This is a genomic window from Acinetobacter sp. HZNU-JH01 (assembly GCF_037996845.1).
GTDB lineage: Bacteria > Pseudomonadota > Gammaproteobacteria > Pseudomonadales > Moraxellaceae > Acinetobacter > Acinetobacter haemolyticus.
Genome location: NZ_JBBMZX010000001.1, coordinates 471,052 through 491,519, shown reverse-complemented (window position 1 = coordinate 491,519; position 20,468 = coordinate 471,052). Strand labels below are relative to the sequence as shown.

Sequence of the window (20,468 nt, the reverse complement as noted above, 5' to 3'; positions counted from 1 at the left end):
TTGTGTTTAAGCATAGCAGAACTTTTTATGGAATTAAGCTTGTGTTAGACAAAAAACATGGTTTTTGTTAGACAAAAAAGAATGATCTAAATACCCGCAATCTGCTTAGACATTGACATCATAATTCAGTTCTAATTCATCAGCATTTTTTCCACGAATCCCCCAATGACTTTTCGGTGTTTCAAAAATAGTAATTTCAATATCTTGTGGTGATATATCACACAAGTTTTGGATATTTGAAAATATGGTTTGAATGAGTTTTTGTTTTGCCTTGATTGATCGGCCTTCAAACATGGAAATTTCAATAATGACGTAATGATCGCTGCGATCATCTGGATAAACAAAGTTTTCTGGTTCCATAGGAATAAAGCGCTGAAACTTCTTTTCAATTGGATAAGCTAAACTTGTCACTAATGCTTGATGAATGGCTTCAGACAATCTCGGTCTAAATTGCGTGATCGTTTGATTTAATGCATAAATTTTTATTTGTGACATAAGTAATTTACTCCATAAGTTATAACAGTTTATGTAAGATTTGAAATGATGCTTTATACCTTCTTTATTCTTTTTCACATATTGAGAGTAACAAAAGAAATTGTTGTTAAAAGATGATGATTGGGAAGAGGTAATTTAAGAGAATAAGTCAACATACTACATCAGTCCAGTCATTGGTTCGCTGGTATGATTGATAAATCAGTAACAAAGATTGAGAATTATTTCTAAATTGACTAGCATTAGTCGCAAAAGTTTTGGTGACCATTTTCAGATGTTAAAGAAAAAAAGCTGTATCAGCGCAACGGTGTTATGTACCCCCTTATTACTTATTGCATGTGGTAATGGGAATAATGAACCTGAAAAAAAGGTTGAGATCAAACCTGCGCCGAAACTGACAAATGACGCAACTGCATATGCAAATGCAGCTTGGCAATTAATCAATGAGATTGATCCACTTGTTTATGACAAGAAAATCGATGAAATAGAAGAAAAAGTACGAAAGCCGCTGCGCCAATTGAGCACTGATTGGCGAATCAATGTCAAAATGACGGATTCAGTCACAGAAGGGAAATATGCGCTGTGCCGTAAAGCGCTTACTAGTCTAGATAGTTGGGCTAGAGATGTACTCGCCAATGCCAACAGCGCAACTCAAAAGCAAGCAGACTATGAAAGAGACAAAAACCAGTGTAAAGGTGCAATTGATAATCCAGCACTAGGGAATACCTCGCCCAAATAACTCACTATTGCTAAGGTTATAAGTTGTAAATAAATAGTCCTGAAATTTTTATTGAAAAGATTGACTCATAGCCATGGAGAACGTAGGATAAATTTCCTAAATTACGTAAGGAACCTGTGGTTAAAAGCCAAGTTCTCATATGGATACTCCCAGTTTAATTTCAGAAACTTTTGGACAAATTTCTTTTGCTTCCGCCCTTAGCGGTGATGCATTACTTTTATTGCTATATGTTTTTTTAGCATTATTTTTTTCTTTTTTATGTTCGATTGCAGAAGCAACATTACTCTGTATTACGCCAAGTTATATTGCTGGTTTAAAGGAAACTGATCCTAAAAAAGCTGAACAGTTAAGACGTTTAAAAGAAGATAATATAGATCAATCCTTGGCTGCGATTCTAACCGTAAATACCATAGCTCATACTGTCGGTGCGATAGGTGCTGGTGCTAAGGCGATCTCAGTATTTGGTCAAGTGTGGTTCGGTGTTTTCTCCGCAGTCATGACCTTGTTGATTCTGTTCCTTTCAGAAATCATTCCTAAAACACTTGGTGCTGTATATTGGCGTCAATTGGCCTCCTTTACAGGTATTTATGTCAATTTCCTTATTAAAACCATGTACCCATTAATTGTAGTTTCAGAAAAGTTAACCAAACTCATTTCTGGCGATAAAAAAGCGCAACAATTCAGTCGTGATGAGTTCGTAGCGATGGCGGGTATTGGTAAAGAAGAAGGGATGTTAAATGATCGAGAGTCTAAAATTATTAGAAACCTCTTTTTATTCAAATCATTTGATGCCAGTACGGTAATGACACCGAGAATTGTTGTTTCAGCCTTACAAAAAGATCTAACGGTTGATGAAGCACTTGCGATACCAACTGTCTCAAATTTTTCACGCCTACCAATCTATGAAGATGATCTAGATAGCGTAGTGGGTTTTGTGTTACGTGAAGATTTGTTAGTGGCGAAGAACAAAGAACAGGGTGAACATCCAATTAATGAATTTCGTCGTGAATTGATCACAGTCATGGCAAAGACCCCTTTATCTAGATTAATGGAAATCTTATTGGAACAACGACAACATATTGCTTTGGTCGTTGGCGAATATGGAGATACCAAAGGTGTGGTGACCTTAGAGGATGTTGTTGAAACGCTCTTAGGGATCGAAATTCTTGATGAAGGTGACAAAGTCGAGGATATGCAAAAATTGGCAAGACAGCTTTGGGAAAAGCGTGTTGGAAAGATGGGGATTCATTTAGAGTCGCCATTTAAATAGATTTTTTAAATCTGTGTCGATAGCTTGTTGGCATTGAACTGTGAATCTATAACCTGTGTAATCGTTTTTAAACAATACTTACATTACACAGGTTTTAATCAATTAAAGTACCTTTTGTAGATAATAATTTTAATTTATTTAAATCAATCACCTGTATTTTTTTGAAGCCCAATTGAATCACGCCTTGTTTTTCGAAGTGGTTAAGTTCTTGATTCACCGTTTGTCTAGACACGGTGAGCATATTGGCTAGTTGATCTTGTGATATTTGAATATTCAAATCGTTAATAGCAGCCCGATTACCATAACCTTCTAATATAAATAATAAGCGTTGAGCAAGACGCTGGCTGATCGTTTGAGTTTGAATTGCAATTTGCTCTAAAAAAACATAACGAAGTTTTTGACTGGTTAATAAGGCGAAGTAGTACCAATAATACGGATTTTTTAATAAGAACTCTTTTAGAGGCTCTCCGGGAATTTGCAGAACAACGCTTTTTTTAAGTGCTATCGCATCATGTGATCGCGGTTGGTTATCGATTAAAGAGATTTCACCAAACCACATGATTGGCTCAGCAATTGCAGCAATTGCCTCATTACCATTTACATCGATGTAACCCAAGCTAATTGAACCTTCAAGCACACCATATACGCCATCAAATTGATCTTGGGCATGGAATACAGCGGCATTTTTTTCAATGACGAGTTTTTTACCGTGCTCAATAACAAATTGCTGAAAAGGTTCTGTAAGCTGACTAAACCAAGCGTTTTGCTGCAAATGGCGAATATAAATTGGATCTAACACGATGTTTCCTTTCTCAAAATTTAGTTCCATTTGTCAGCTACATGACAACTTTGTCTTTTGTTTTCTTATAGATTAATAACATATAGAAGTAATCGGAGAAATGAGAAATGACAAATTTGGAACGTCTACTAAGTCAATACGCGGCTTATCACTTAGATCGAAATAATATTTTGACCCATTTTATAGGGATTCCTTTAATTGTTTTTTCAATTTTATGCTTAACTGCTCGCGCTGACGTGGAAATTTCTAGCGTTTCAGTGACTTTGGCATCGATACTGATCCTATTAAGTACGATTTACTATATTTCACTGGATAAGCTATTTGGGATTTTAATGCTGATTATATTTATTGCAGTATATCCACTTGCAGTCAAAATAGCAGCATTACCGATGTGGAGTTGGTTAGGAGCAAGTATTGGTATTTTCGTAGTGGGTTGGGTATTTCAATTCATTGGGCATTATTTTGAGAAGAAAAAACCTGCATTTGTTGATGATTTGATTGGTTTAGCCATCGGACCATTGTTTGTTTTAGCTGAATTTATTTTTATGCTGGGTTTCCGCAAACCATTACATCAGCGTATTTTAAAAGAAGCACAAATGAAACGTGCGACAATGGATATCAAGTCTCAAGCAGTCGCTTGATGAGCTGGACTCACATATACCAAGCCAAGTTGATCAAACTTGGCTTTTTTAGTAGATAAAACATTAAGCAGCAATTTTATTTTTAAGGAATTATAAGTGAAATGGTAGTTAATAGTTTTAAAATTTTGAGTAGTTAAAGGTTATTAGATGTAATGGGAAATTAATTCTGCTATAAACTCATCATATCAAACCTAGAAATGAAGTGTTGATTGAATATGGCTTATGATCAATTAATTAAAATGGTAACTAATTTTTATTCAAGAGAGTCAGTTAGAAAGATATATGAGGATGAAGCAGAGCGATTAGAGAAATTTATAGAACAAACAGAAAAAATAAATGCAGAGACCAATAAAGATTTAAATAGTCTTAGGTTAAATGCTCAAGTACGAAGTTTAACTGGAGCTAAAAAACCTAATTACCACGAATTTATCCTTTTTAGTCAATATTTTGATGTGAACTCTGTGTTTCTAGATTATCCTGTGTTCTCTAGGCATAGAGTTTGTTTTAAGCTAGCTATTTCCTCTGACAAGAAAAGAATAACTCGAATAATTGTTAATAAAGATACAGTTCAAGAGGTTCTTGATAATAATACTAAAGCAATAGGATATTTCATACTTTATATTTTTTTCCAAGTATTTTTGTTCAACCCGTTTCTAGAAAAATGGTTGCTAAATACATGGCATCTACCTAAAGTAGTTGTTGGGGTTATTCTTGGAGGAGTTATTCTATTTTTTATTTCAGTTATTTTAAGAATTCAATTCGATAATGAGAACTTAAATGATTTTGTTAAAAAGTTGAATCATAAGGAAAAGAAGGAAATTTCTACTAATTTAAGATTTATAGACAACTTAAAAAGTTTCTACGCCTCTAAGTATTCGAAGTAAGTTATTTTCTTCATCAGCAATGATGAAGTTTTTACAGAAAAAGGTGAAAATAAAAAACCGCCAATCAGGTCAAATTGGCGGTTTGGAAATCAAAACTTTGATTTATACGTTGAAGCGGAAGTGAAGAACATCACCGTCTTGAACGACATAAGTTTTACCTTCTAGACGCCATTTTCCTGCTTCTTTCGCGCCGTTTTCACCGTTGTATTGAATAAAGTCATCGTAAGAAATACATTCAGCACGAATAAAACCTTTTTCAAAATCAGTGTGGATCACACCAGCAGCTTGTGGCGCAGTCGCACCCACTTTAACTGTCCAAGCACGAACTTCTTGTACACCCGCAGTGAAGTAAGTTTGTAAGCCAAGTAAGCTATAACCTGCACGAATCACCACGTTTAAGCCTGGTTCTTCCATGCCCATTGCTTCCAAAAATTCAGCGCGATCTTCATCTTCTAATAATGAAATTTCAGCTTCGATCTGATTGCAAAGCGGTACAACGATTGCATTTTCTTCAGCAGCAAGTTTTTTTACTGCGTCAAGATGTGGGTTATTTTCAAAACCATCTTCTGCAACGTTAGCAATATACATAGTTGGTTTAAGTGTCATTAAACCGAAACCGCGTACCGCTTTACGTTCGTCATCAGAAAGGTCAGCGGCACGTGCAGGTTTACCTTCGTCAAGCAAAGGTTGGATCTTTTCTAAAGCTGCTTTGGTAGCGATTGCTTCTTTATCACCACCTTTGGCTGCTTTAGTTAAGCGCAATAATGCTTTTGCAACAGTATCAAGGTCAGCAAGTGCGAGTTCAGTATTGATGGTTGCGATATCATCTAATGGGTCAATTTTACCATTTACATGAATCACGTTTTCATCTTCGAAACAACGTACTACGTGTGCGATTGCATCAGTTTCACGGATGTTTGCAAGGAATTGGTTACCCAAACCTTCACCTTTTGAAGCACCAGCAACCAAACCTGCGATATCAACGAATTCCATGGTAGTAGGAATAACACGTTGTGGTTTAACAATTGCTGTAAGTTTGTCTAAACGTGGATCTGGAACAGGGACAATGCCTGTGTTTGGTTCAATGGTACAGAACGGAAAGTTTTCAGCAGCAATCGCTGCCTTTGTTAATGCATTAAATAATGTAGATTTACCTACGTTTGGCAGACCAACAATACCGCAATTAAAACCCATGAAACCACTCACAAATGTGTTATTTAAAAATTGCTGCTGATTTTACATGAAAGCCATGACAAAGTCAGGTCATGGCGAGTGCGGTTTTTTATTTCGAGCTTAAACTTTGCGTTTATCGAGTTGTTTAGCAATATTATCACCTGTCGTTTGTACCAACATAACCAAAACAATCAGAACTAAAATCACTGCCAGCATGACTTGCATATCAAAACGCTGATAGCCATAACGATAGGCAATATCACCGAGCCCACCTGCACCAATCGCACCTGCAATGGCAGAGGAACTGATCATGGTGACAATGGTCACGGTAAAACCTGCAACAATGCCCGGTAAAGCTTCAGGAAGTAACACATGCCAAAGGATCTGTTTACGATTACAGCCCATAGCTTGTGCTGCTTCAATTAAACCTTGATCCACTTCACGTAGACTGACCTCTGCAATTCGAGCAAAGAATGGAATTGCGGCAATGGTCAAAGGCACAATTGCGGCTAAGACACCGTAACTGGTTCCAACAATCCAGCGGGTAAATGGAATCAAAGCCACCATTAAAATCAGAAAGGGTACAGAACGGGTAATATTAATCACCCAGCCTAAAGACTGATTGATTTTCTTGGAAGGATAAATCCCAAAATCAGCAGTACTCACTAAAATTAAGGCGATCGGCAGACCAATCAAAAAGGCGAGAATCGCTGAAATACCAACCATGATTAAAGTATCGGTGGTTCCTGTCAGTAATAGATCAATGAGTTGATTGTACATAACCGATCACCTCAAGTTGTGTAATGGCAGGATGTTTTTCAGATTGTGAGTGGTTGAGATCAAAGTCGAGATTGCGAATCCCGATGATTAGTGAACCGATGGTACGTTGCTGAATGGTATCTATCTGACTGTAATACACCTGAACGGGGCTATTAAAGCCATCCAATAGTTCATATAAATCAGGCACTGATTTCGATTCACTGACATATTTCAATTTTAAAATCTGATGCGTACTCTGAGGCAGAATGGTTTGGCTCAACTCAAAGGGTAAATTCACCTGTTCAAAGTTGAGTAACTCCTTTGTGATTTGTTGTTGCGGATTGGAAAATACCGACCAGACTTGTCCAGACTCAACGATTTTACCTTGATCAATCACGATGACTTGATCGCAAATCTCTTGGATGACCTGCATTATACTGCCTGTATCAATAGACTCCAGACCATTTAAGGTACGTAACAGGGAGGATTTACCTGCACCACTTTTTCCGATAATCCCCACAATCTGTGCTTTAGGAATATCCACATTAATGTCTTTTAATGCATGTAAGCGTTGGCCCTGTACCTCATAAAACTTATTTAAACCACGGATTTTTAGATGTGGAACTGAAAAATCAACTTGTGAACCAAAACTCACCATCATCGTTCTCCTTATTTCCAGCCTGGGAACCAGAGCGTTGGGCCGAAATCGCTATCTAATGCGGCTTTGACCTTCGGCGAATTTTGATAAATCTCGACAAATTTCTGTAGCTTGCTGTCTTTGTCCTGATAGTCATCACGAACCACAAATAAAATCGCATAACGTTTATTGGTGTTGTCATCAAACAATAAGGCACTTTCAGGATCAGCAGTCTTAGCTAAACGTAAGTAATGTGGATAGCCAAAAGCGAGATCAACATCGTCAATCGCACGTGCAGTTTGAGGGCCTTCAACTTCGGTAAATTTCAGGTTCTTGGGATTCGCTGTAATGTCTTTCAGTGCAGAAAGGTGATTATTGCTGTCTTTCAGTTCAATCAACTTGGCTTGTTGCAATAGCAATAAAGCACGTCCTTGATTGACAGGATCATTCGGAATCGCAACAGTTGCACCATTTGGCAGTTCATCGAAGCTTTTATATTTTTTTGAATAGAGTCCGACATGCGAAGCTGCGCCCGCAGCAAATGATTTTAATTTAAAGCCTGTTTCTTTAATGGCATTGTCCAAGAAGGGCTGATGTTGGAAAAAGTTTGCATCAATATCACCATGATTTAGTGTAATGTTCGGCGTATTCCAATCGGAAAACTCGACCAATTTGACATTTAAACCCTGCTGTTTGGCTTCATCCGCAGCGACTTGTAAGGGATGTGCAAAAGACGGACTAATCCCAATTACCAGTTCACTGCTGGTGTTCTGTCTTTGTTTATTCCAAATCAATAAGGCAATAATCGCAACAACAACGACAAGGCCAATACCCAACCATTTTTTTGAGGCTGTTTGAGCCATATATTTCTCCAATTCTATTCTTAAATGTTTAAATGCTAAGCACTAATTTTTTCAATTGTTTTTAAGTCATGTGTGTTGTTCTGCGCTCTACATCGAAACTGATCGGCAGGATGGCTTGCAGCTAAATGATCCCCTTGGGCAAACAGTTTATTGCGTAATGAACCTGTGGAATATTCAGTTTTATAACGTCCGCGTTGCTGTAACTCTGGAATCACCAGTCGAATAAAATCATGGTGTGATTCAGGTGCAACCGTACGAGTCAGATTAAAACCATCAATGCCCGTTTGATCGAGCAGCTCAATCAGATATTCCGCAACTTCAGCAGCATCGCCGACAATGAGGGGATAACGTCCACCCAGAACATGCTGCGCTTTTAGATCATTTTTGCTGATACGTTGTTCTTTAAACTTCTCATTAACGGAAGCAATGCTATTGCTCTTTTGATAGGGAATCGCTTCATCATCCTCAAACTTAGCAAGGTCAATGCCGACTGAACTGGCATAATGCGCTAGACCTGCTTCAGGGCTGGCATATTGACGATATTCAGCCAGTTTTTGCTGGGCAAGTTCATGTGTTTCTGCGACTACAACGGTAATCCCGACAAAGATTTTAATCGCATCTTCATCTCGACCTTGTTGCTTCGCTTGTAGTCGTATTTTATTCACTTGTTGACGAATCTTCTCAGGTTGATCGCCACCAATAAAAATACATTCCGCATGACGTGTAGCAAACTGTAGTCCTTTCGGTGAAGCACCTGCTTGGAATAAGGTTGGGGTACGCTGTACCGACGGCGCAACTTGAAATACACCTTGGCTTTGATAATATTGTCCTTGATGATTGATCGAGTGGACCTTGTTCGGATCAGTAAAAACGCGCTGTTGTTTATCTTTCTTTAAGGCATCATTTTCCCAAGAACCTTCCCAATATTGATAGCAAAGTTGTAAAAACTCCTCGGCTTGATCATAACGTGCATCATGATCTTTTAAGCCTTTTTGCCCAATTAGGCGTTCGGCACTATCCAAATAGCCAGTGACAATATTCCAGCCCAAACGACCTTGGGTTAAATGATCAAGACTGGCAAAACGCCGTGCAAACTGGTAGGGCTGTTCGTAGCTGAGATTGACCGTGACACCAAAACCCAAATTCTGCGTGACCAAAGCCATCGCCGAAATCAGAGTGGAAGGATCATGACTTGGTAACTGAATCGATTCTTTCAGGGTGAGATTGATGCCATTCTGATAGACATCATAAACGCCCGTAATATCAGCAAGGAATAAACCATCAAACAAACCTTGTTCTAAAGTTTGTGCCAATTCAGTCCAATAACTCAGTTCATTAAAGCGATGTGATTGATCACGCGGATGTGTCCATAAGCCATGATTGATATGACCAACACAATTCATATCAAAGGCATTTAATAAGATTTTTTTAGCAGTCGTTTGATTCATTACAAAGTCCCCCGACGTGGAGGCAGAATGCCATTCAACACATAATTACCGATAAAGTAATATTTCCAGCGTGCAGCATCATGTAAGGTATGAACCCGCGCATTACGCCAATGCCGATCCAGACCATCGGCACGTTGACTGCCACGACTACCCGCCAACTCAATCAATTTAGATGAGGCTTTTAATGCTGTTTCCGTACTATGCGCACGCACTTTGGCCACATCAATTGAGGCTTTGGCCAAGGTCTCTGCATTGAGGTCCTGTTTGGCGATATCTACAGATCGAGCTGCTTGTTTCAGGAGTAATTCGCTGGCTTTGACATCGGTTGCCACACGACCCAGCTCTGATAGGGTTAACGGATCTTGCGTCGCAGATTCAATATTGGCATCAATCCAAGGACGCGCCACACGCACACGTTCCAGTGTTTCTTCAAAGGCAGCACGGGCAATGCCGACTTCAATCGCTGCATGCATGATCTGGGCAAAGGGGCCAACTAAAGACAGTTGCTTAAAGGCAGTATCAAAAGGAATCACATCCTCTTTGGCAACAAAGACCTGATTAAACTTAACTGTGCCGCTGCCCGTGGTGCGTTGCCCAAAACCAGACCAGTCATCAATCAGCTCAAGCCCTTGACTGTCGCGTTGTACAAAAGCCAAAAATTCATTACCAGCTTCATCCACCACCAGTGTTGGAATACGATGGGCGAATAGGCTACCTGTGCAATAGAATTTTTCCCCTTGGATCAGATAACCGTTTTCGCTTGGAATCAATGTAGTTTGCTTATGTGCAGAGGTACGTGTTTTAAATTCAGCCAGCGCATTACCAAAACGCGCACCTTGTAACACTTCCTGATAGAGGCGTTTCTTTTGCGCTTCCGTACCAGTATTGCGTAATACTTCCAATGCATAAAAATGGTTTTGTGGAATCTGACCGATTGAACCATCCGCACCACTAAACAGCGCAATCACTTTAGCTACTGTTAGGCTGGAAACTTCTGCACCACCGTACTGCTTTGGTACCGTAATTGCCCATAAACCTGACTGACTATAGGCTTCGATTTCAGTAAACGGCAAGTTTCGATTGGCATCGCGTTCCACCGCATTTTGTTTAAACTGTTGACTGAGTTGAGTTGCAATTTCTAGGGCTTCTGCATCACTTTGGATAATATGGTCTGCTTTAAAATTGGTTTTGGCAAAACCTTGTAATTCTTGATAAGAAGTCATGATGATTTGCTCCTTAAATCCAGGCATGGCGGGCAGGGTGTGTACCATTGAGGTAATAGTCACCAATCACATGGAATTTCCAACGCACAGGATCATGTAAGGTATGCACACGGGCATTACGCCAATGCTGATCAAGATTGTGTTGGCTCAGGCTGGCACGACTGCCACCAAGTTCGAGTAATTTTTCTGAGATATGCAGGGCAGCATCATTGGCATAGATCTTTGCTTCTGCCACTAAAATAGAGGCGCGCGCGGCTTGCTCGCTAGAAATCTCAGTGAGTTGATCCAGTTCATCCAGATATTCGGCAGCATCATCGAGTAATAAAATGGCTGCATCGAGTAAGATATTGAGCTTTCCGACTTCTTGCAGGGTGTAATGTTCTTCACTGGCTTTTTCTACCCCAGAATCGATGATCGGTCTTGCCTTACGAATGCTGGATAAGGTGTCATCAAAGGCAGCCTCTGCAATGCCGATATCAATGGCAACTTGTAGAAGCTGAGAATATGCACCCCGAACATTTGGGGTGTTGGCAATGATGCGCTCATCAAAAAATAAGGCTGGATCAGCTTCAACATGGCTTAATTTGACAGTCCCACTGGCTGTGGTACGTTGACCAAAGCCATTCCAGTCATTAATCACTTCAACACCAGCAGCATGTCGGTCAACGATCACCAATACGGTATAACTATCTGGATGTAAGGCACGGATGGCTAGCCAATCTGCAAAGCTGGTTCCTGTAGAGTAAAATTTTTCCCCGTTCAAAAGATATTGACCATTTTGCAACGTTAACGTGGTTTGAATCGCTTTGGTATCTTTAGAGTTTTTCTCAGGTCCACCATTGGCAATCCGTTTGCCTGCCAGAATTTCAGAGTAGATAAACTGCTTTTGAGTCTCTGAACCGGTGATATTTATAAAATTGAGTAGTCCGAATTGGTTTTGTGGAATTTGACCTACATTGGCATCGGCTTTACTCAAAATACGAAACACATGGGCCAAACTCTTGTTGGAGACAAAAGCACCATCATATTGTTTTGGAATACGGATACCGCCTAAACCTTTTTGACTGAACTGATTGATTTGTTCCGTTGGCAAAATACGATTTTGATCTCTTTTATTTCGTTCTTCTAAAGCAAAGTCAGCAACTTGATAGGCAGCATTAATCGCCTGCTGATCATTTAAAATCAGTTGTACTGGAGTTTGGATCACTGATGGATTACTGGACATGTAAGCACCTCTAATAGATAAGAGGAAATTTACATAAAAATTACTTTTCAACTAAATTAGAAGTTTTGACTTAGATATCATAATAATTATTAAGCATTTTTTTTGAGAAAAAGCACATAAAAAGTAATGTGGAATTTAATGGTAAAACAAATATTTAACTCTTTAAGACTTTTTCTTAATTCTTAAGGTCTATACTTTTATGAAGTAAATGAATATTTTCACCTTAAAAACATATAAATATTTTTAGCCAAAATTTAAAAAAGATAGAGCAAAAACGACATTGTAATCATTCACTTTTACTTCTAAAGTATCAAAAAGCTTATGTTTGATCGAATAGAAAAATAAATTTGGAGTGTTTATGCGGGTTTTATACCAATTTCCTTTATCTCATTATTGTGAAAAAGCTCGCTGGTTGCTAGATCATAAAGAATTGGATTATGTGGCACATAATTTAATTCCGGGTTTTCATCGTGCGTTTACTTATTTGAAGTCTGGGCAAAACTATTTGCCGATGTTGAAGGACGATAAGCAGTGGATTGCAGATTCAACGCAAATCGCTTTGTACCTTGACAGTACATATCCTGAGCATGCCTTACTACGGCGTGATGAACAATTACGTGAACAAGCTATTGAAATAGATGCGCTTGCAAATGAATTGGGTATTCATGTACGTCGATGGTCATTGGCACAAGCACTTTCCACTAGCGACCATCCACTTGAAATTATGATGGGAGAGCAAGGTTATTTGCGTCAATTTGAGAAATTTTCAAAACCAATTCTTAAGAGTTTGGTGGCTTCAAATTATCAATTAAATCCAGAAAAAGTCGCCCATTCCAAAGTACGTATGACAGAGTTAATTACGGACTTAAATCAGCGTTTGATTGACAATCAAGGGCGTTATCTTGTGGGTGATCGTTTAGGATTGGCAGATATTTCCGTTTGTTCCATGCTTGCGCCGTTGTTGGTGATTAAGGGAACACCTTGGGAATTAGAAAATGATGATGTTGATCAATTTGGTGGAGAGTTAAAAGAGTATTATGACTATTTGTTAGATCTTCCGATTGGACAATATGTACAACGCATTTACTCAACTGAACGTAATGCCCGTGTGGATTGGCGCGGTCTTTAACCTGTTTTTCAACTTAGATCTAATGATTAAACTGAACATAAAATGTTTGGTTTAATTAATTAGATGAACGATAAGAAGATGTACATATCTAATCAGGTCGAAATTTATCAAATTAATAAAAGAAGTAAGACAATCGGCTAATCAATAAAACACAATTGTATATATAATAATTCATACCGTACGAGTCGGTTTTAAGCTGTGATCCAGCTAAAAACATAAAAATAGAGGGAATACCATGAAAACATTGCAATTTATAGCAGATTGCCCTAAACATGGGTTAATTGATCATCCACCTAATGAATGCTATATCACCCAAGAATATGTGGCTGCATTATTGTATAAACAATTAGAACAATACGGTTTTGATGCACAGCATATGCGTCATGAACATGAAAAAATTGAAGTGCGTATTGATAATCATCAGTTACCTCTTTCAATTCTGTGTTCACAGCAAGATTCTGAAGGTCATATTTTGTGTGAGATCACAGCAAATCCTCAGCAAGAACAAGCTTGGTTTGAAAAGACTGAGACGCAAAGTATTATCCGTCAATTGGCCCAAGCTGTTGAAAATAGTTTAAAAGCTGAACATAGTTTTTCTAAATTTGTATGGAAAAGCTAGGTTAGTTTTCAACATGTCATCTTAAATGAAGTGATTTAACATCATGACCGTTTCGGTGTATGGTGTATATTTGTTTAAACGCTTTATTTGAGAGTATATGTGCATGATACAGGTCGATTTTTCTAAATTATCTCCCCAAGTGGTTTGGCGACATTTTGAGACTTTATGCACGATTCCTCGACCATCAAAACATGAACAACAATTACGACAGCATCTCAAAGATTGGGCGGAACAGCGCAACCTAGAAACCTATGTCGATGATATTGGTAATCTGATTATTCGAAAAGCTGCCACAGCTGGTAAAGAACAAGTTGCAGGTGTGATTTTGCAAGGGCATCTGGATATGGTGACTCAGGCAAATCGTGGTACGCAACATGACTTTTTTAAAGATCCGATTCGACCAATATTAAAAGATGGCTGGCTGATTGCTGAAAATACCACGTTGGGTGCCGATAATGGTATCGGAGTAGCACTGGCGTTAGCGGTATTAGAATCAAATGATATCGCACATGGCCCAATTGAAGTATTACTTACTATTGATGAAGAAGCAGGAATGAGCGGTGCTCGTTTACTTAAGTCGGGTGTTTTAACGGGGCAATGGTTATTTAATATTGATACCGAAGAATGGGGCGAACTCTATCTTGGTTGCGCTGGAAGTATTGATATTGAAGTACAACAGCCACTTGAGTATGAAATTGCACCGAATGATTTAATCTATGTTGATCTACTTGTTTCTGGATTAAAAGGCGGTCACTCAGGTGTTGATATTCATCTAGGTCGTGGCAATGCTAACGTAATTTTAGCCAATTTCTTAAATGATTTTTTAACACAATCAAATGGTCGACTGGTTGAATTTGTCGGTGGAACAGCGCGCAATGCCATCCCACGTGAAGCGGTAGCAACCATTGCAATTAAAACAGAGCAATTAACTGAGTTAGAATATGCCGTTGCAGCTGTACAAAAAGAATGGCAAATAAAATTACAGGGCATTGATGATCAGTTACAAATCACCGTACAAGAAAATGTTAATCAGATAAATGAAGTTATTATCTTGCAACAGCAAAAAGCATGGTTACAAGCATTGGCAACTTGTCCATATGGTATTGCCCAGTGGAGTAGTGCTTTAGCTGATGTGGTTGAAACCTCAAATAATATCGGTGTGGTCAAATTGACTAAAGATGAGGCGAAGACTTTAATTATGGTTCGTTCTATGGTGAACCAAGAAGCACTAACATTTGCCCAGAATATCCAACAGCACTTTGCCAATTTTGAAATTCAGTCTGAGTTAACGCCGTTGGTGTCGGGTTGGACACCAAATCCAGATTCTGCTGCATTGAAATGCTTACAACAGGCTTATCAGAGCGCATTTGAAATTGAACCGAACTTGAAAGTGATTCATGCGGGCTTAGAGTGCGGCATTATTGCTGAACATTATCCAGATTTGCAGATGGTGTCTTTTGGCCCAGATATTCAAGGGGCACATGCGCCGGGTGAGCGGGTTAAAGTCGATACTGTAGAGAAATGCTGGAAGTTGTTGGTGACGGCTTTGGAATCTGTAAAATAAATTTTCATAGTAAAGAAGCTCTTTGTTGAGCTTCTTTCATCTGCTCGGCATTTATCATTTAATTTATAGGTGTTGTGATGATTCCGTAAGCATTGAAAATATCACGCCCTCCTTTGTTAGTTCTATACTATTTATTTCGAAGTTACCTATTTTGTATACTTCCAAAGTTTTGTTGAAAAGAAAATCTAACTTTTGAAAACTAGTTGAAGTAATAGAATTGCACGGTAATCCCCCTAAAAATAAAAACCTATTCTAGTGTAAGATAAATTGAATGCGAAAGGCTTTTGCTGCTTCACGCCAGCAACGAAATACCACCAATGACAGCGACCGGGTCAAAAAGTATTTGGCCCGGTTTGGCTTGAGTTGGGGTGATTTTTAATAATCATTCTGCGGAATTTAAATATTTTGTGCTATATTTAAGTTCATATATGAACTTTTAAGCTACATAAAGTGTCAGAAATAAACCATAAAAATAAGTTTTATCCACTTGATGGGCAATTATTTACCCAGCAGTTGGCTACATTGATCAAGCAAAAAAGACTTGAGAAACGGCTACGTCAAAGTGATTTAGCTAAAGCAATTTCTACTTCACTATCAACAGTTAAGCGTATTGAAAAAGGTGATCATTCAGTCGAATTTGGTGTAGTTATAAAAGCACTATGGTATTTGAATATTTTAACTGATTTACAAAAAAATCTTCCAGCAATAGAAAATAAAGAAAGCCAAAAAAGCCGAGTTCGTTTGGAACGAATAGATGAGGATGATTTTTAATGAAACAAACGATCTATTTATATATTCAGCTTCCTGATCAAACTGACTTTGTGACCCTTGGGCGTTTAACAGTAGAAAATGGTGTTGGGCAATTTGTTTATGCGCCGAGTTATCCGACAACTTGGGTGGTAGATGAGATCCACTATCCATGGCGAAAAGAACCTTATACGATCACCACTAATAACGGTATCCCAAATTTTGTCATGGATATTATGCCTGATGCGTGGGGGAAAGTAATTCTCAAACGAATTTATGCAAGAGAAAAAGATACACCTTGGTCGGACTTAGATTTTTTGATCAAAGCAAAAAATGCAGACCGTTTTGGGAATTTGTGTGTGGGTGAGATTAAAACAGTCACTCAAAAAGCAACTTTAGAAAATTTCCAGCACTTAGTTAAATTATCAGATTTTCTTGATTTTAGTGTTGCCATGCGAAAAGGCGAGGCGATTACACGAATCCAGTTGGCCATGGCGCAAACGACTTCATTAGGAGGGGCTAGACCTAAAATTACTTTGGTTGATCAAGATAAGTTGTATCTCGCTAAACCAAAAGATCGGGATGATTTGATTAATGTGCCGCAAGTTGAATTTGCCTGTTTAAGCTTTGCTGAAAAAAAGGGATTGGTTGTTGCTAAACATCAACTTATTCAAGTTTCTCAACAGAGTGAACAGAAAGATGTATTACTGTTAGAACGTTTTGACCGTATTTATGATTTACAAAGTCAAAAATTTAAACGCTTACCGATGTTAAGTGGTTTAACGTTACTGGATGCAGAATGGAATAGCACTAATCATGAACGCTGGTCATATCCACTTATGGCAAATGAAATGTATCGAAAAGGGATGTCACAACAGGATATACATGAATTATTTCGGCGGATGATTTTTAATATTTTGATTGGAAATGATGATGATCATCCTAAGAACCATGCTTTTATGTATCTAAATGGTCGTTGGCGAATTGCTCCATTGTTCGATATTGTGCCAAATCAGGAATATAAACCCCAAGGATTGAGTATGCAGATCGGTATTTATGGTACTCAAATGGGGCGAGAAAATGTATTAAGTATGGCAAATCAGTTCTTATTGAGTCCCGATCAAGCACAAATGATTTTAGATGAGATGATTGGGTGGGAAGCTGAGTTGATTCAGTATTATCGCGCTCAACTCGCACCCCATGATGCAGAAATTGTCATTTCTGCTATGGGCGTGAGTTATTTAAAAACTTAGATGTTATTTCGATTGTGGATCATCTTTTTTACGCTGCGATTGACTAGATAAAAACTCCAAGTTCCAAAGTTTTTCAGCATGTCGACCAATCCACCAAAATGAAGCCGCCAATATGATAAAGAAGATTGCTTTATGCATACCAACCCAAAAGAACTCAAAATACTTGGTGTAGAGGTTAATAAATAAGAAGGTGATACCAAAACCACGTGAGGTGGCATCATCATGTTTTAAGCCATAGACAATTGCGATAATGGCAATAAATGCGAATAGTACGCCCCAATGTAACAGCTCATATTGCTTGACGTTATACCAGCTACCCAAGTCACCATAATTGCCAAAGATCGAGAGAATCCATAAGGCAATAAATAGATAAAGCAGTCCCATGACATAAGTTGAATGGGCGAAGTCTCTAAAATGCCCATAACGTTTAAATAACAGGCTTAAGCCAATCAAGGCACCGCCAAAAAAGACAAAGCGTAAAGGGAAGTTCATGCCTAGGTAATAGGCACCCCAACCCGACATATAGCCTGTTTCTGTCCCAAACCATGAGCCGAGTGAAAGTAGAGAGAACACCCAGATCAGTTTAGAAGGAAACCAGAAGGCAAGTGCGGCATAAATAATGGTAGAGAGTAGGAATAACAAAGAGAAATGCCCACTACCAGTATCAATCGCTTGACCGAAATAGGCGACAGACGCTGCGGTAGAAAGCACGCCTGCGAAAATAATCGCTTCATTGCTAAATTGATGTAAGGGTTTGGTTTTACGTCGAAGATAGGCAAAGCTATAAAAGGCCGCCGCAACTGTAGCAAAAATCAGACAAGGAATGATTTTGGAATCGATAAAGATTTTTTCAATTAACTTCATCAAGTAATCATCAAGTGTGATGGCAGCTATTGCAATCACTGTGCAAATCATTGAAATCCAGAACGAATATTTTGCCATTCGTTCCCAGTCAAAAGACCGAATCGAAAAACTCTGATTTAATTTATTGGCCACATCAGGCGTAATCGTGCCTTGTTGTTGCCAGTGCTCAATAGTTTGCTTTAAAAAAAGTCCCTGTTTTTTATTTAATTTCATTATTAAAGAACCTAAATGCCTGTACATCTATACTGATATAACAGACATTGGGTTCAAAAGACGTATATTTTTCTTAGTAATTTGTTGTTAAGTCTACAGTTTTAAAAAACGACTAATGACTTGACGCAACTGTTTTAGATAACCTGTAAAGAAATGATTGGCACCCGGCAGAATCGTGATGGGATGTTTTTGTGGTTTTGCCCAAGCGATCATATCTGAGAGGAGGGTAATATCATCTTGCTCGCCGTGAACAAATAAAATATCACCATCAATTGCAGGGGTTTTATAATGACGTAACCCCACCACAGAACCTGTTGGTAGGCCGCAGAGCACTAATTGTTTTGGACGTAACTCTTCACTGAGTTGTGCTTGGCATTTAGCCAATACATGAGAACCGAAACTAAAGCCACCGGCATAAAAAGTTAAACCAGCATGTTTTGCACGGGCATATTCAATCACAGCCATAATATCATCAGTTTCGCCGTGACCTTGATCATGTGTACCTTCGCTACCCTGTAAACCACGGAAGCTAGGACGATAAACCACACATCCCATTTCATTAAAAATCTGAGCCAATAGGACAGGGACTTTATGATGAGGTGTTCCACCTTGTAAAGGATGTGGGTGGCAAACAACAGCAAAACCTGTGATTTCACCTTGGGGTTGATCGACAAACATTTCAATTTGACCAATAGGACCTTGGATGAATAATTGCTCAGACATAAGATACGCAATGGATAATGGAAGAATCTACTATTTTACCGATAATGAAGAATGAAAACACGAATTGGCATTAAAAATTATCAACTGTTATAGTTTCACCAAGTTAAATTTATTTTTGATTGATTATGCTTGCTTTAATTTCTCCAGCGAAAACACTAGATTATGAAACTGCTTTACCGACTGACACATATACACAGCCTCGTTTATTAGAGCAGTCACAGCAATTGATAGATGTGTGTCGCAAGCTTTCTGCTAGTGAAATCGCATCTTTGATGACGGTTAGTGAGAAAATCGCCAATTTAAATGTAGAACGTTTCCGTGACTGGAATGCAGATTTTGATTTTTCCAATGCACGTCAAGCCTTGTTTGCATTTAAAGGTGATGTGTATACCGGTTTAGATGCTTATCACTTGAAAGATCAGGATATTGATTTTGCCCAGCAGCATTTACGTATGTTGTCTGGTCTTTATGGTTTATTACGTCCGTTGGATTTGATGATGCCGTATCGCTTGGAAATGGGTACTAAACTAAAAAATACACGTGGACATAATCTTTATGAATTCTGGGGCAGCATTATCACTGACCAAATTAACCAAGATTTAGCTGACATTAATTCAAAAGTATTGGTAAATTTAGCATCTGATGAATATTATAAGTCAGTGAATGAAAAGAAAATTCAGGCAGAAATTATTAAGCCTGTATTCTTGGATCAGAAAAATGGAAAATACAAAGTCATTAGTTTTTACGCGAAAAAAGCGCGTGGGCTGATGGCGAGATACTTAATTGAAAATAAATTAAGCCGAGTAGAACAATTAAAAGCATTTGATAGTGAAGGGTATTACTTTGATGCTGAAAGTTCATCGGATAAAGAGTTGGTCTTTAAGCGAGATGAACAGCAGGCAGCTTAGATTTGCCTTGGGGCAGGGTGGGATGTTAACCAAAGAACATTTATTAAAACACGCGATATCGCCTGATCAAGTTTGTGTCAAAGGACACCTGACAGAACCTCGTAGTTATGGGGTATATGCATTGCCTCTAGATCGAGATGGCACTCGACGATTCCGATTTGGTAATCATCCTATGCGCCAGCAGGAACTAAAACATGAGTTTGGTTCCTGTACTTTATATCAGCTTTTTCTAGAACGTAAAGATGCTGAATCCTTGGCAAAGTGGCTAAATAAAGAAATCCAATAAGGATGAGCA

At 38.5% G+C, this 20,468-nt stretch carries 22 protein-coding genes; 11 read left to right on the top strand and 11 right to left on the bottom strand.

From position 1 onward, the window contains the following. Positions 1-105: 105 nt before the first annotated feature. The gene (locus AAC851_RS02445) at positions 106-495 is read right to left on the bottom strand and encodes a tautomerase family protein (protein WP_075315688.1); all 390 of its coding nucleotides are present in this window, start codon (positions 493-495) and stop codon (positions 106-108) included. A 271-nt stretch (positions 496-766) separates the two neighbouring features. Between AAC851_RS02445 and AAC851_RS02440 the strand changes: the two genes are divergently transcribed. Both AAC851_RS02440 and AAC851_RS02435 read left to right on the top strand, forming a co-directional pair. Further along, positions 767-1,231 (top strand): hypothetical protein, encoded by a 465-nt coding sequence (locus AAC851_RS02440; protein ID WP_340600446.1) that lies wholly within the window; start codon positions 767-769, stop codon positions 1,229-1,231. 139 nt (positions 1,232-1,370) lie between these two features. Then, positions 1,371-2,501, top strand: a complete 1,131-nt coding sequence (locus AAC851_RS02435; RefSeq protein ID WP_075315686.1) for a CNNM domain-containing protein — start codon at positions 1,371-1,373, stop codon at positions 2,499-2,501. 94 nt (positions 2,502-2,595) lie between these two features. Here the strand turns inward: AAC851_RS02435 and AAC851_RS02430 are convergent, their stop codons facing one another. Next, complete coding sequence (locus tag AAC851_RS02430; protein ID WP_151211940.1) at positions 2,596-3,300, bottom strand: Crp/Fnr family transcriptional regulator; 705 nt, start codon at positions 3,298-3,300, stop codon at positions 2,596-2,598. A gap of 107 nt (positions 3,301-3,407) precedes the next feature. Between AAC851_RS02430 and AAC851_RS02425 the strand changes: the two genes are divergently transcribed. Beyond that, on the top strand, positions 3,408-3,941 hold the full coding sequence (locus tag AAC851_RS02425; protein WP_151211941.1) for an Mpo1 family 2-hydroxy fatty acid dioxygenase: 534 nt from the start codon (positions 3,408-3,410) through the stop codon (positions 3,939-3,941). 215 nt (positions 3,942-4,156) lie between these two features. Further along, complete coding sequence (locus tag AAC851_RS02420; protein WP_151211942.1) at positions 4,157-4,825, top strand: hypothetical protein; 669 nt, start codon at positions 4,157-4,159, stop codon at positions 4,823-4,825. 102 nt (positions 4,826-4,927) lie between these two features. Here the strand turns inward: AAC851_RS02420 and ychF are convergent, their stop codons facing one another. The 7 genes from ychF to AAC851_RS02385 all read right to left on the bottom strand — a co-directional run bounded on the left by ychF (position 4,928) and on the right by AAC851_RS02385 (position 12,153). Then, on the bottom strand, positions 4,928-6,019 hold the full coding sequence (gene ychF / locus AAC851_RS02415; RefSeq protein WP_004639352.1) for a redox-regulated ATPase YchF: 1,092 nt from the start codon (positions 6,017-6,019) through the stop codon (positions 4,928-4,930). Between the two features lie 99 nt (positions 6,020-6,118). Further along, positions 6,119-6,778, bottom strand: coding sequence for a methionine ABC transporter permease (locus AAC851_RS02410; protein WP_340600445.1), 660 nt, complete (start codon positions 6,776-6,778; stop codon positions 6,119-6,121). Then, the gene (locus tag AAC851_RS02405) at positions 6,759-7,415 is read right to left on the bottom strand and encodes an ATP-binding cassette domain-containing protein (RefSeq protein WP_340601033.1); all 657 of its coding nucleotides are present in this window, start codon (positions 7,413-7,415) and stop codon (positions 6,759-6,761) included. Before AAC851_RS02405 ends, AAC851_RS02410 begins: the two co-directional genes overlap by 20 nt. 11 nt (positions 7,416-7,426) lie before the next feature. Beyond that, the gene (locus AAC851_RS02400; protein WP_340600444.1) at positions 7,427-8,257 is read right to left on the bottom strand and encodes a MetQ/NlpA family ABC transporter substrate-binding protein; all 831 of its coding nucleotides are present in this window, start codon (positions 8,255-8,257) and stop codon (positions 7,427-7,429) included. A 35-nt stretch (positions 8,258-8,292) separates the two neighbouring features. Further along, positions 8,293-9,705 (bottom strand): LLM class flavin-dependent oxidoreductase, encoded by a 1,413-nt coding sequence (locus AAC851_RS02395; protein WP_340600443.1) that lies wholly within the window; start codon positions 9,703-9,705, stop codon positions 8,293-8,295. Next, positions 9,705-10,928, bottom strand: a complete 1,224-nt coding sequence (locus AAC851_RS02390; protein ID WP_340600442.1) for an SfnB family sulfur acquisition oxidoreductase — start codon at positions 10,926-10,928, stop codon at positions 9,705-9,707. Before AAC851_RS02390 ends, AAC851_RS02395 begins: the two co-directional genes overlap by 1 nt. Before the next feature lie 13 nt (positions 10,929-10,941). Next, entirely contained in the window at positions 10,942-12,153 is a 1,212-nt protein-coding gene (locus AAC851_RS02385; RefSeq protein WP_340600441.1) for an SfnB family sulfur acquisition oxidoreductase, read from the bottom strand. A 358-nt stretch (positions 12,154-12,511) separates the two neighbouring features. Between AAC851_RS02385 and AAC851_RS02380 the strand changes: the two genes are divergently transcribed. The 5 genes from AAC851_RS02380 to AAC851_RS02360 all read left to right on the top strand — a co-directional run bounded on the left by AAC851_RS02380 (position 12,512) and on the right by AAC851_RS02360 (position 17,465). Next, positions 12,512-13,282, top strand: coding sequence for a glutathione S-transferase family protein (locus AAC851_RS02380; RefSeq protein ID WP_325771437.1), 771 nt, complete (start codon positions 12,512-12,514; stop codon positions 13,280-13,282). 235 nt (positions 13,283-13,517) lie between these two features. Then, on the top strand, positions 13,518-13,901 hold the full coding sequence (locus AAC851_RS02375) for a hypothetical protein (protein ID WP_340600440.1): 384 nt from the start codon (positions 13,518-13,520) through the stop codon (positions 13,899-13,901). 103 nt (positions 13,902-14,004) lie between these two features. Beyond that, a complete protein-coding gene (locus tag AAC851_RS02370) occupies positions 14,005-15,465 on the top strand; it encodes an aminoacyl-histidine dipeptidase (RefSeq protein WP_340600439.1) in 1,461 nt (486 codons plus the stop codon). Positions 15,466-15,915: 450 nt separating this feature from the next. After that, entirely contained in the window at positions 15,916-16,236 is a 321-nt protein-coding gene (locus AAC851_RS02365; RefSeq protein ID WP_008941275.1) for a helix-turn-helix domain-containing protein, read from the top strand. Continuing rightward, positions 16,236-17,465 carry a type II toxin-antitoxin system HipA family toxin gene (locus AAC851_RS02360; protein ID WP_008941274.1) on the top strand — a complete coding sequence of 410 codons (1,230 nt, stop codon included), beginning with the start codon at positions 16,236-16,238 and terminating at the stop codon, positions 17,463-17,465. Before AAC851_RS02365 ends, AAC851_RS02360 begins: the two co-directional genes overlap by 1 nt. 3 nt (positions 17,466-17,468) lie before the next feature. Here the strand turns inward: AAC851_RS02360 and AAC851_RS02355 are convergent, their stop codons facing one another. Both AAC851_RS02355 and AAC851_RS02350 read right to left on the bottom strand, forming a co-directional pair. Then, a complete protein-coding gene (locus tag AAC851_RS02355; RefSeq protein ID WP_340600438.1) occupies positions 17,469-18,542 on the bottom strand; it encodes a DUF2157 domain-containing protein in 1,074 nt (357 codons plus the stop codon). 93 nt (positions 18,543-18,635) lie between these two features. Then, complete coding sequence (locus AAC851_RS02350) at positions 18,636-19,265, bottom strand: alpha/beta hydrolase (RefSeq protein ID WP_340600437.1); 630 nt, start codon at positions 19,263-19,265, stop codon at positions 18,636-18,638. 125 nt (positions 19,266-19,390) lie between these two features. Here AAC851_RS02350 and yaaA point away from each other — a divergent pair, with 125 nt between their 5' ends. Beyond that, on the top strand, positions 19,391-20,173 hold the full coding sequence (gene yaaA, locus AAC851_RS02345; protein WP_340600436.1) for a peroxide stress protein YaaA: 783 nt from the start codon (positions 19,391-19,393) through the stop codon (positions 20,171-20,173). Positions 20,174-20,195: 22 nt separating this feature from the next. Further along, complete coding sequence (locus AAC851_RS02340) at positions 20,196-20,459, top strand: hypothetical protein (RefSeq protein ID WP_262569314.1); 264 nt, start codon at positions 20,196-20,198, stop codon at positions 20,457-20,459. Positions 20,460-20,468 lie beyond the last annotated feature (9 nt).

Excerpts from the sequence above, each read along its gene's own strand:
- AAC851_RS02445 (WP_075315688.1), bottom strand. The coding sequence starts at position 495 with ATGTCACAAATAAAAATTTATGCATTAAATCAAACGATCACGCAATTT.
- AAC851_RS02440 (WP_340600446.1), top strand. The coding sequence starts at position 767 with ATGTTAAAGAAAAAAAGCTGTATCAGCGCAACGGTGTTATGTACCCCC.
- AAC851_RS02435 (WP_075315686.1), top strand. The coding sequence starts at position 1,371 with ATGGATACTCCCAGTTTAATTTCAGAAACTTTTGGACAAATTTCTTTT.
- AAC851_RS02425 (WP_151211941.1), top strand. The coding sequence starts at position 3,408 with ATGACAAATTTGGAACGTCTACTAAGTCAATACGCGGCTTATCACTTA.
- AAC851_RS02420 (WP_151211942.1), top strand. The coding sequence starts at position 4,157 with ATGGCTTATGATCAATTAATTAAAATGGTAACTAATTTTTATTCAAGA.
- ychF (WP_004639352.1), bottom strand. The coding sequence starts at position 6,019 with ATGGGTTTTAATTGCGGTATTGTTGGTCTGCCAAACGTAGGTAAATCT.
- AAC851_RS02410 (WP_340600445.1), bottom strand. The coding sequence starts at position 6,778 with ATGTACAATCAACTCATTGATCTATTACTGACAGGAACCACCGATACT.
- AAC851_RS02405 (WP_340601033.1), bottom strand. The coding sequence starts at position 7,415 with ATGGTGAGTTTTGGTTCACAAGTTGATTTTTCAGTTCCACATCTAAAA.
- AAC851_RS02400 (WP_340600444.1), bottom strand. The coding sequence starts at position 8,257 with ATGGCTCAAACAGCCTCAAAAAAATGGTTGGGTATTGGCCTTGTCGTT.
- AAC851_RS02395 (WP_340600443.1), bottom strand. The coding sequence starts at position 9,705 with ATGAATCAAACGACTGCTAAAAAAATCTTATTAAATGCCTTTGATATG.
- AAC851_RS02390 (WP_340600442.1), bottom strand. The coding sequence starts at position 10,928 with ATGACTTCTTATCAAGAATTACAAGGTTTTGCCAAAACCAATTTTAAA.
- AAC851_RS02385 (WP_340600441.1), bottom strand. The coding sequence starts at position 12,153 with ATGTCCAGTAATCCATCAGTGATCCAAACTCCAGTACAACTGATTTTA.
- AAC851_RS02380 (WP_325771437.1), top strand. The coding sequence starts at position 12,512 with ATGCGGGTTTTATACCAATTTCCTTTATCTCATTATTGTGAAAAAGCT.
- AAC851_RS02375 (WP_340600440.1), top strand. The coding sequence starts at position 13,518 with ATGAAAACATTGCAATTTATAGCAGATTGCCCTAAACATGGGTTAATT.
- AAC851_RS02370 (WP_340600439.1), top strand. The coding sequence starts at position 14,005 with ATGATACAGGTCGATTTTTCTAAATTATCTCCCCAAGTGGTTTGGCGA.
- AAC851_RS02360 (WP_008941274.1), top strand. The coding sequence starts at position 16,236 with ATGAAACAAACGATCTATTTATATATTCAGCTTCCTGATCAAACTGAC.
- AAC851_RS02355 (WP_340600438.1), bottom strand. The coding sequence starts at position 18,542 with ATGAAATTAAATAAAAAACAGGGACTTTTTTTAAAGCAAACTATTGAG.
- AAC851_RS02350 (WP_340600437.1), bottom strand. The coding sequence starts at position 19,265 with ATGTCTGAGCAATTATTCATCCAAGGTCCTATTGGTCAAATTGAAATG.
- yaaA (WP_340600436.1), top strand. The coding sequence starts at position 19,391 with ATGCTTGCTTTAATTTCTCCAGCGAAAACACTAGATTATGAAACTGCT.
- AAC851_RS02340 (WP_262569314.1), top strand. The coding sequence starts at position 20,196 with ATGTTAACCAAAGAACATTTATTAAAACACGCGATATCGCCTGATCAA.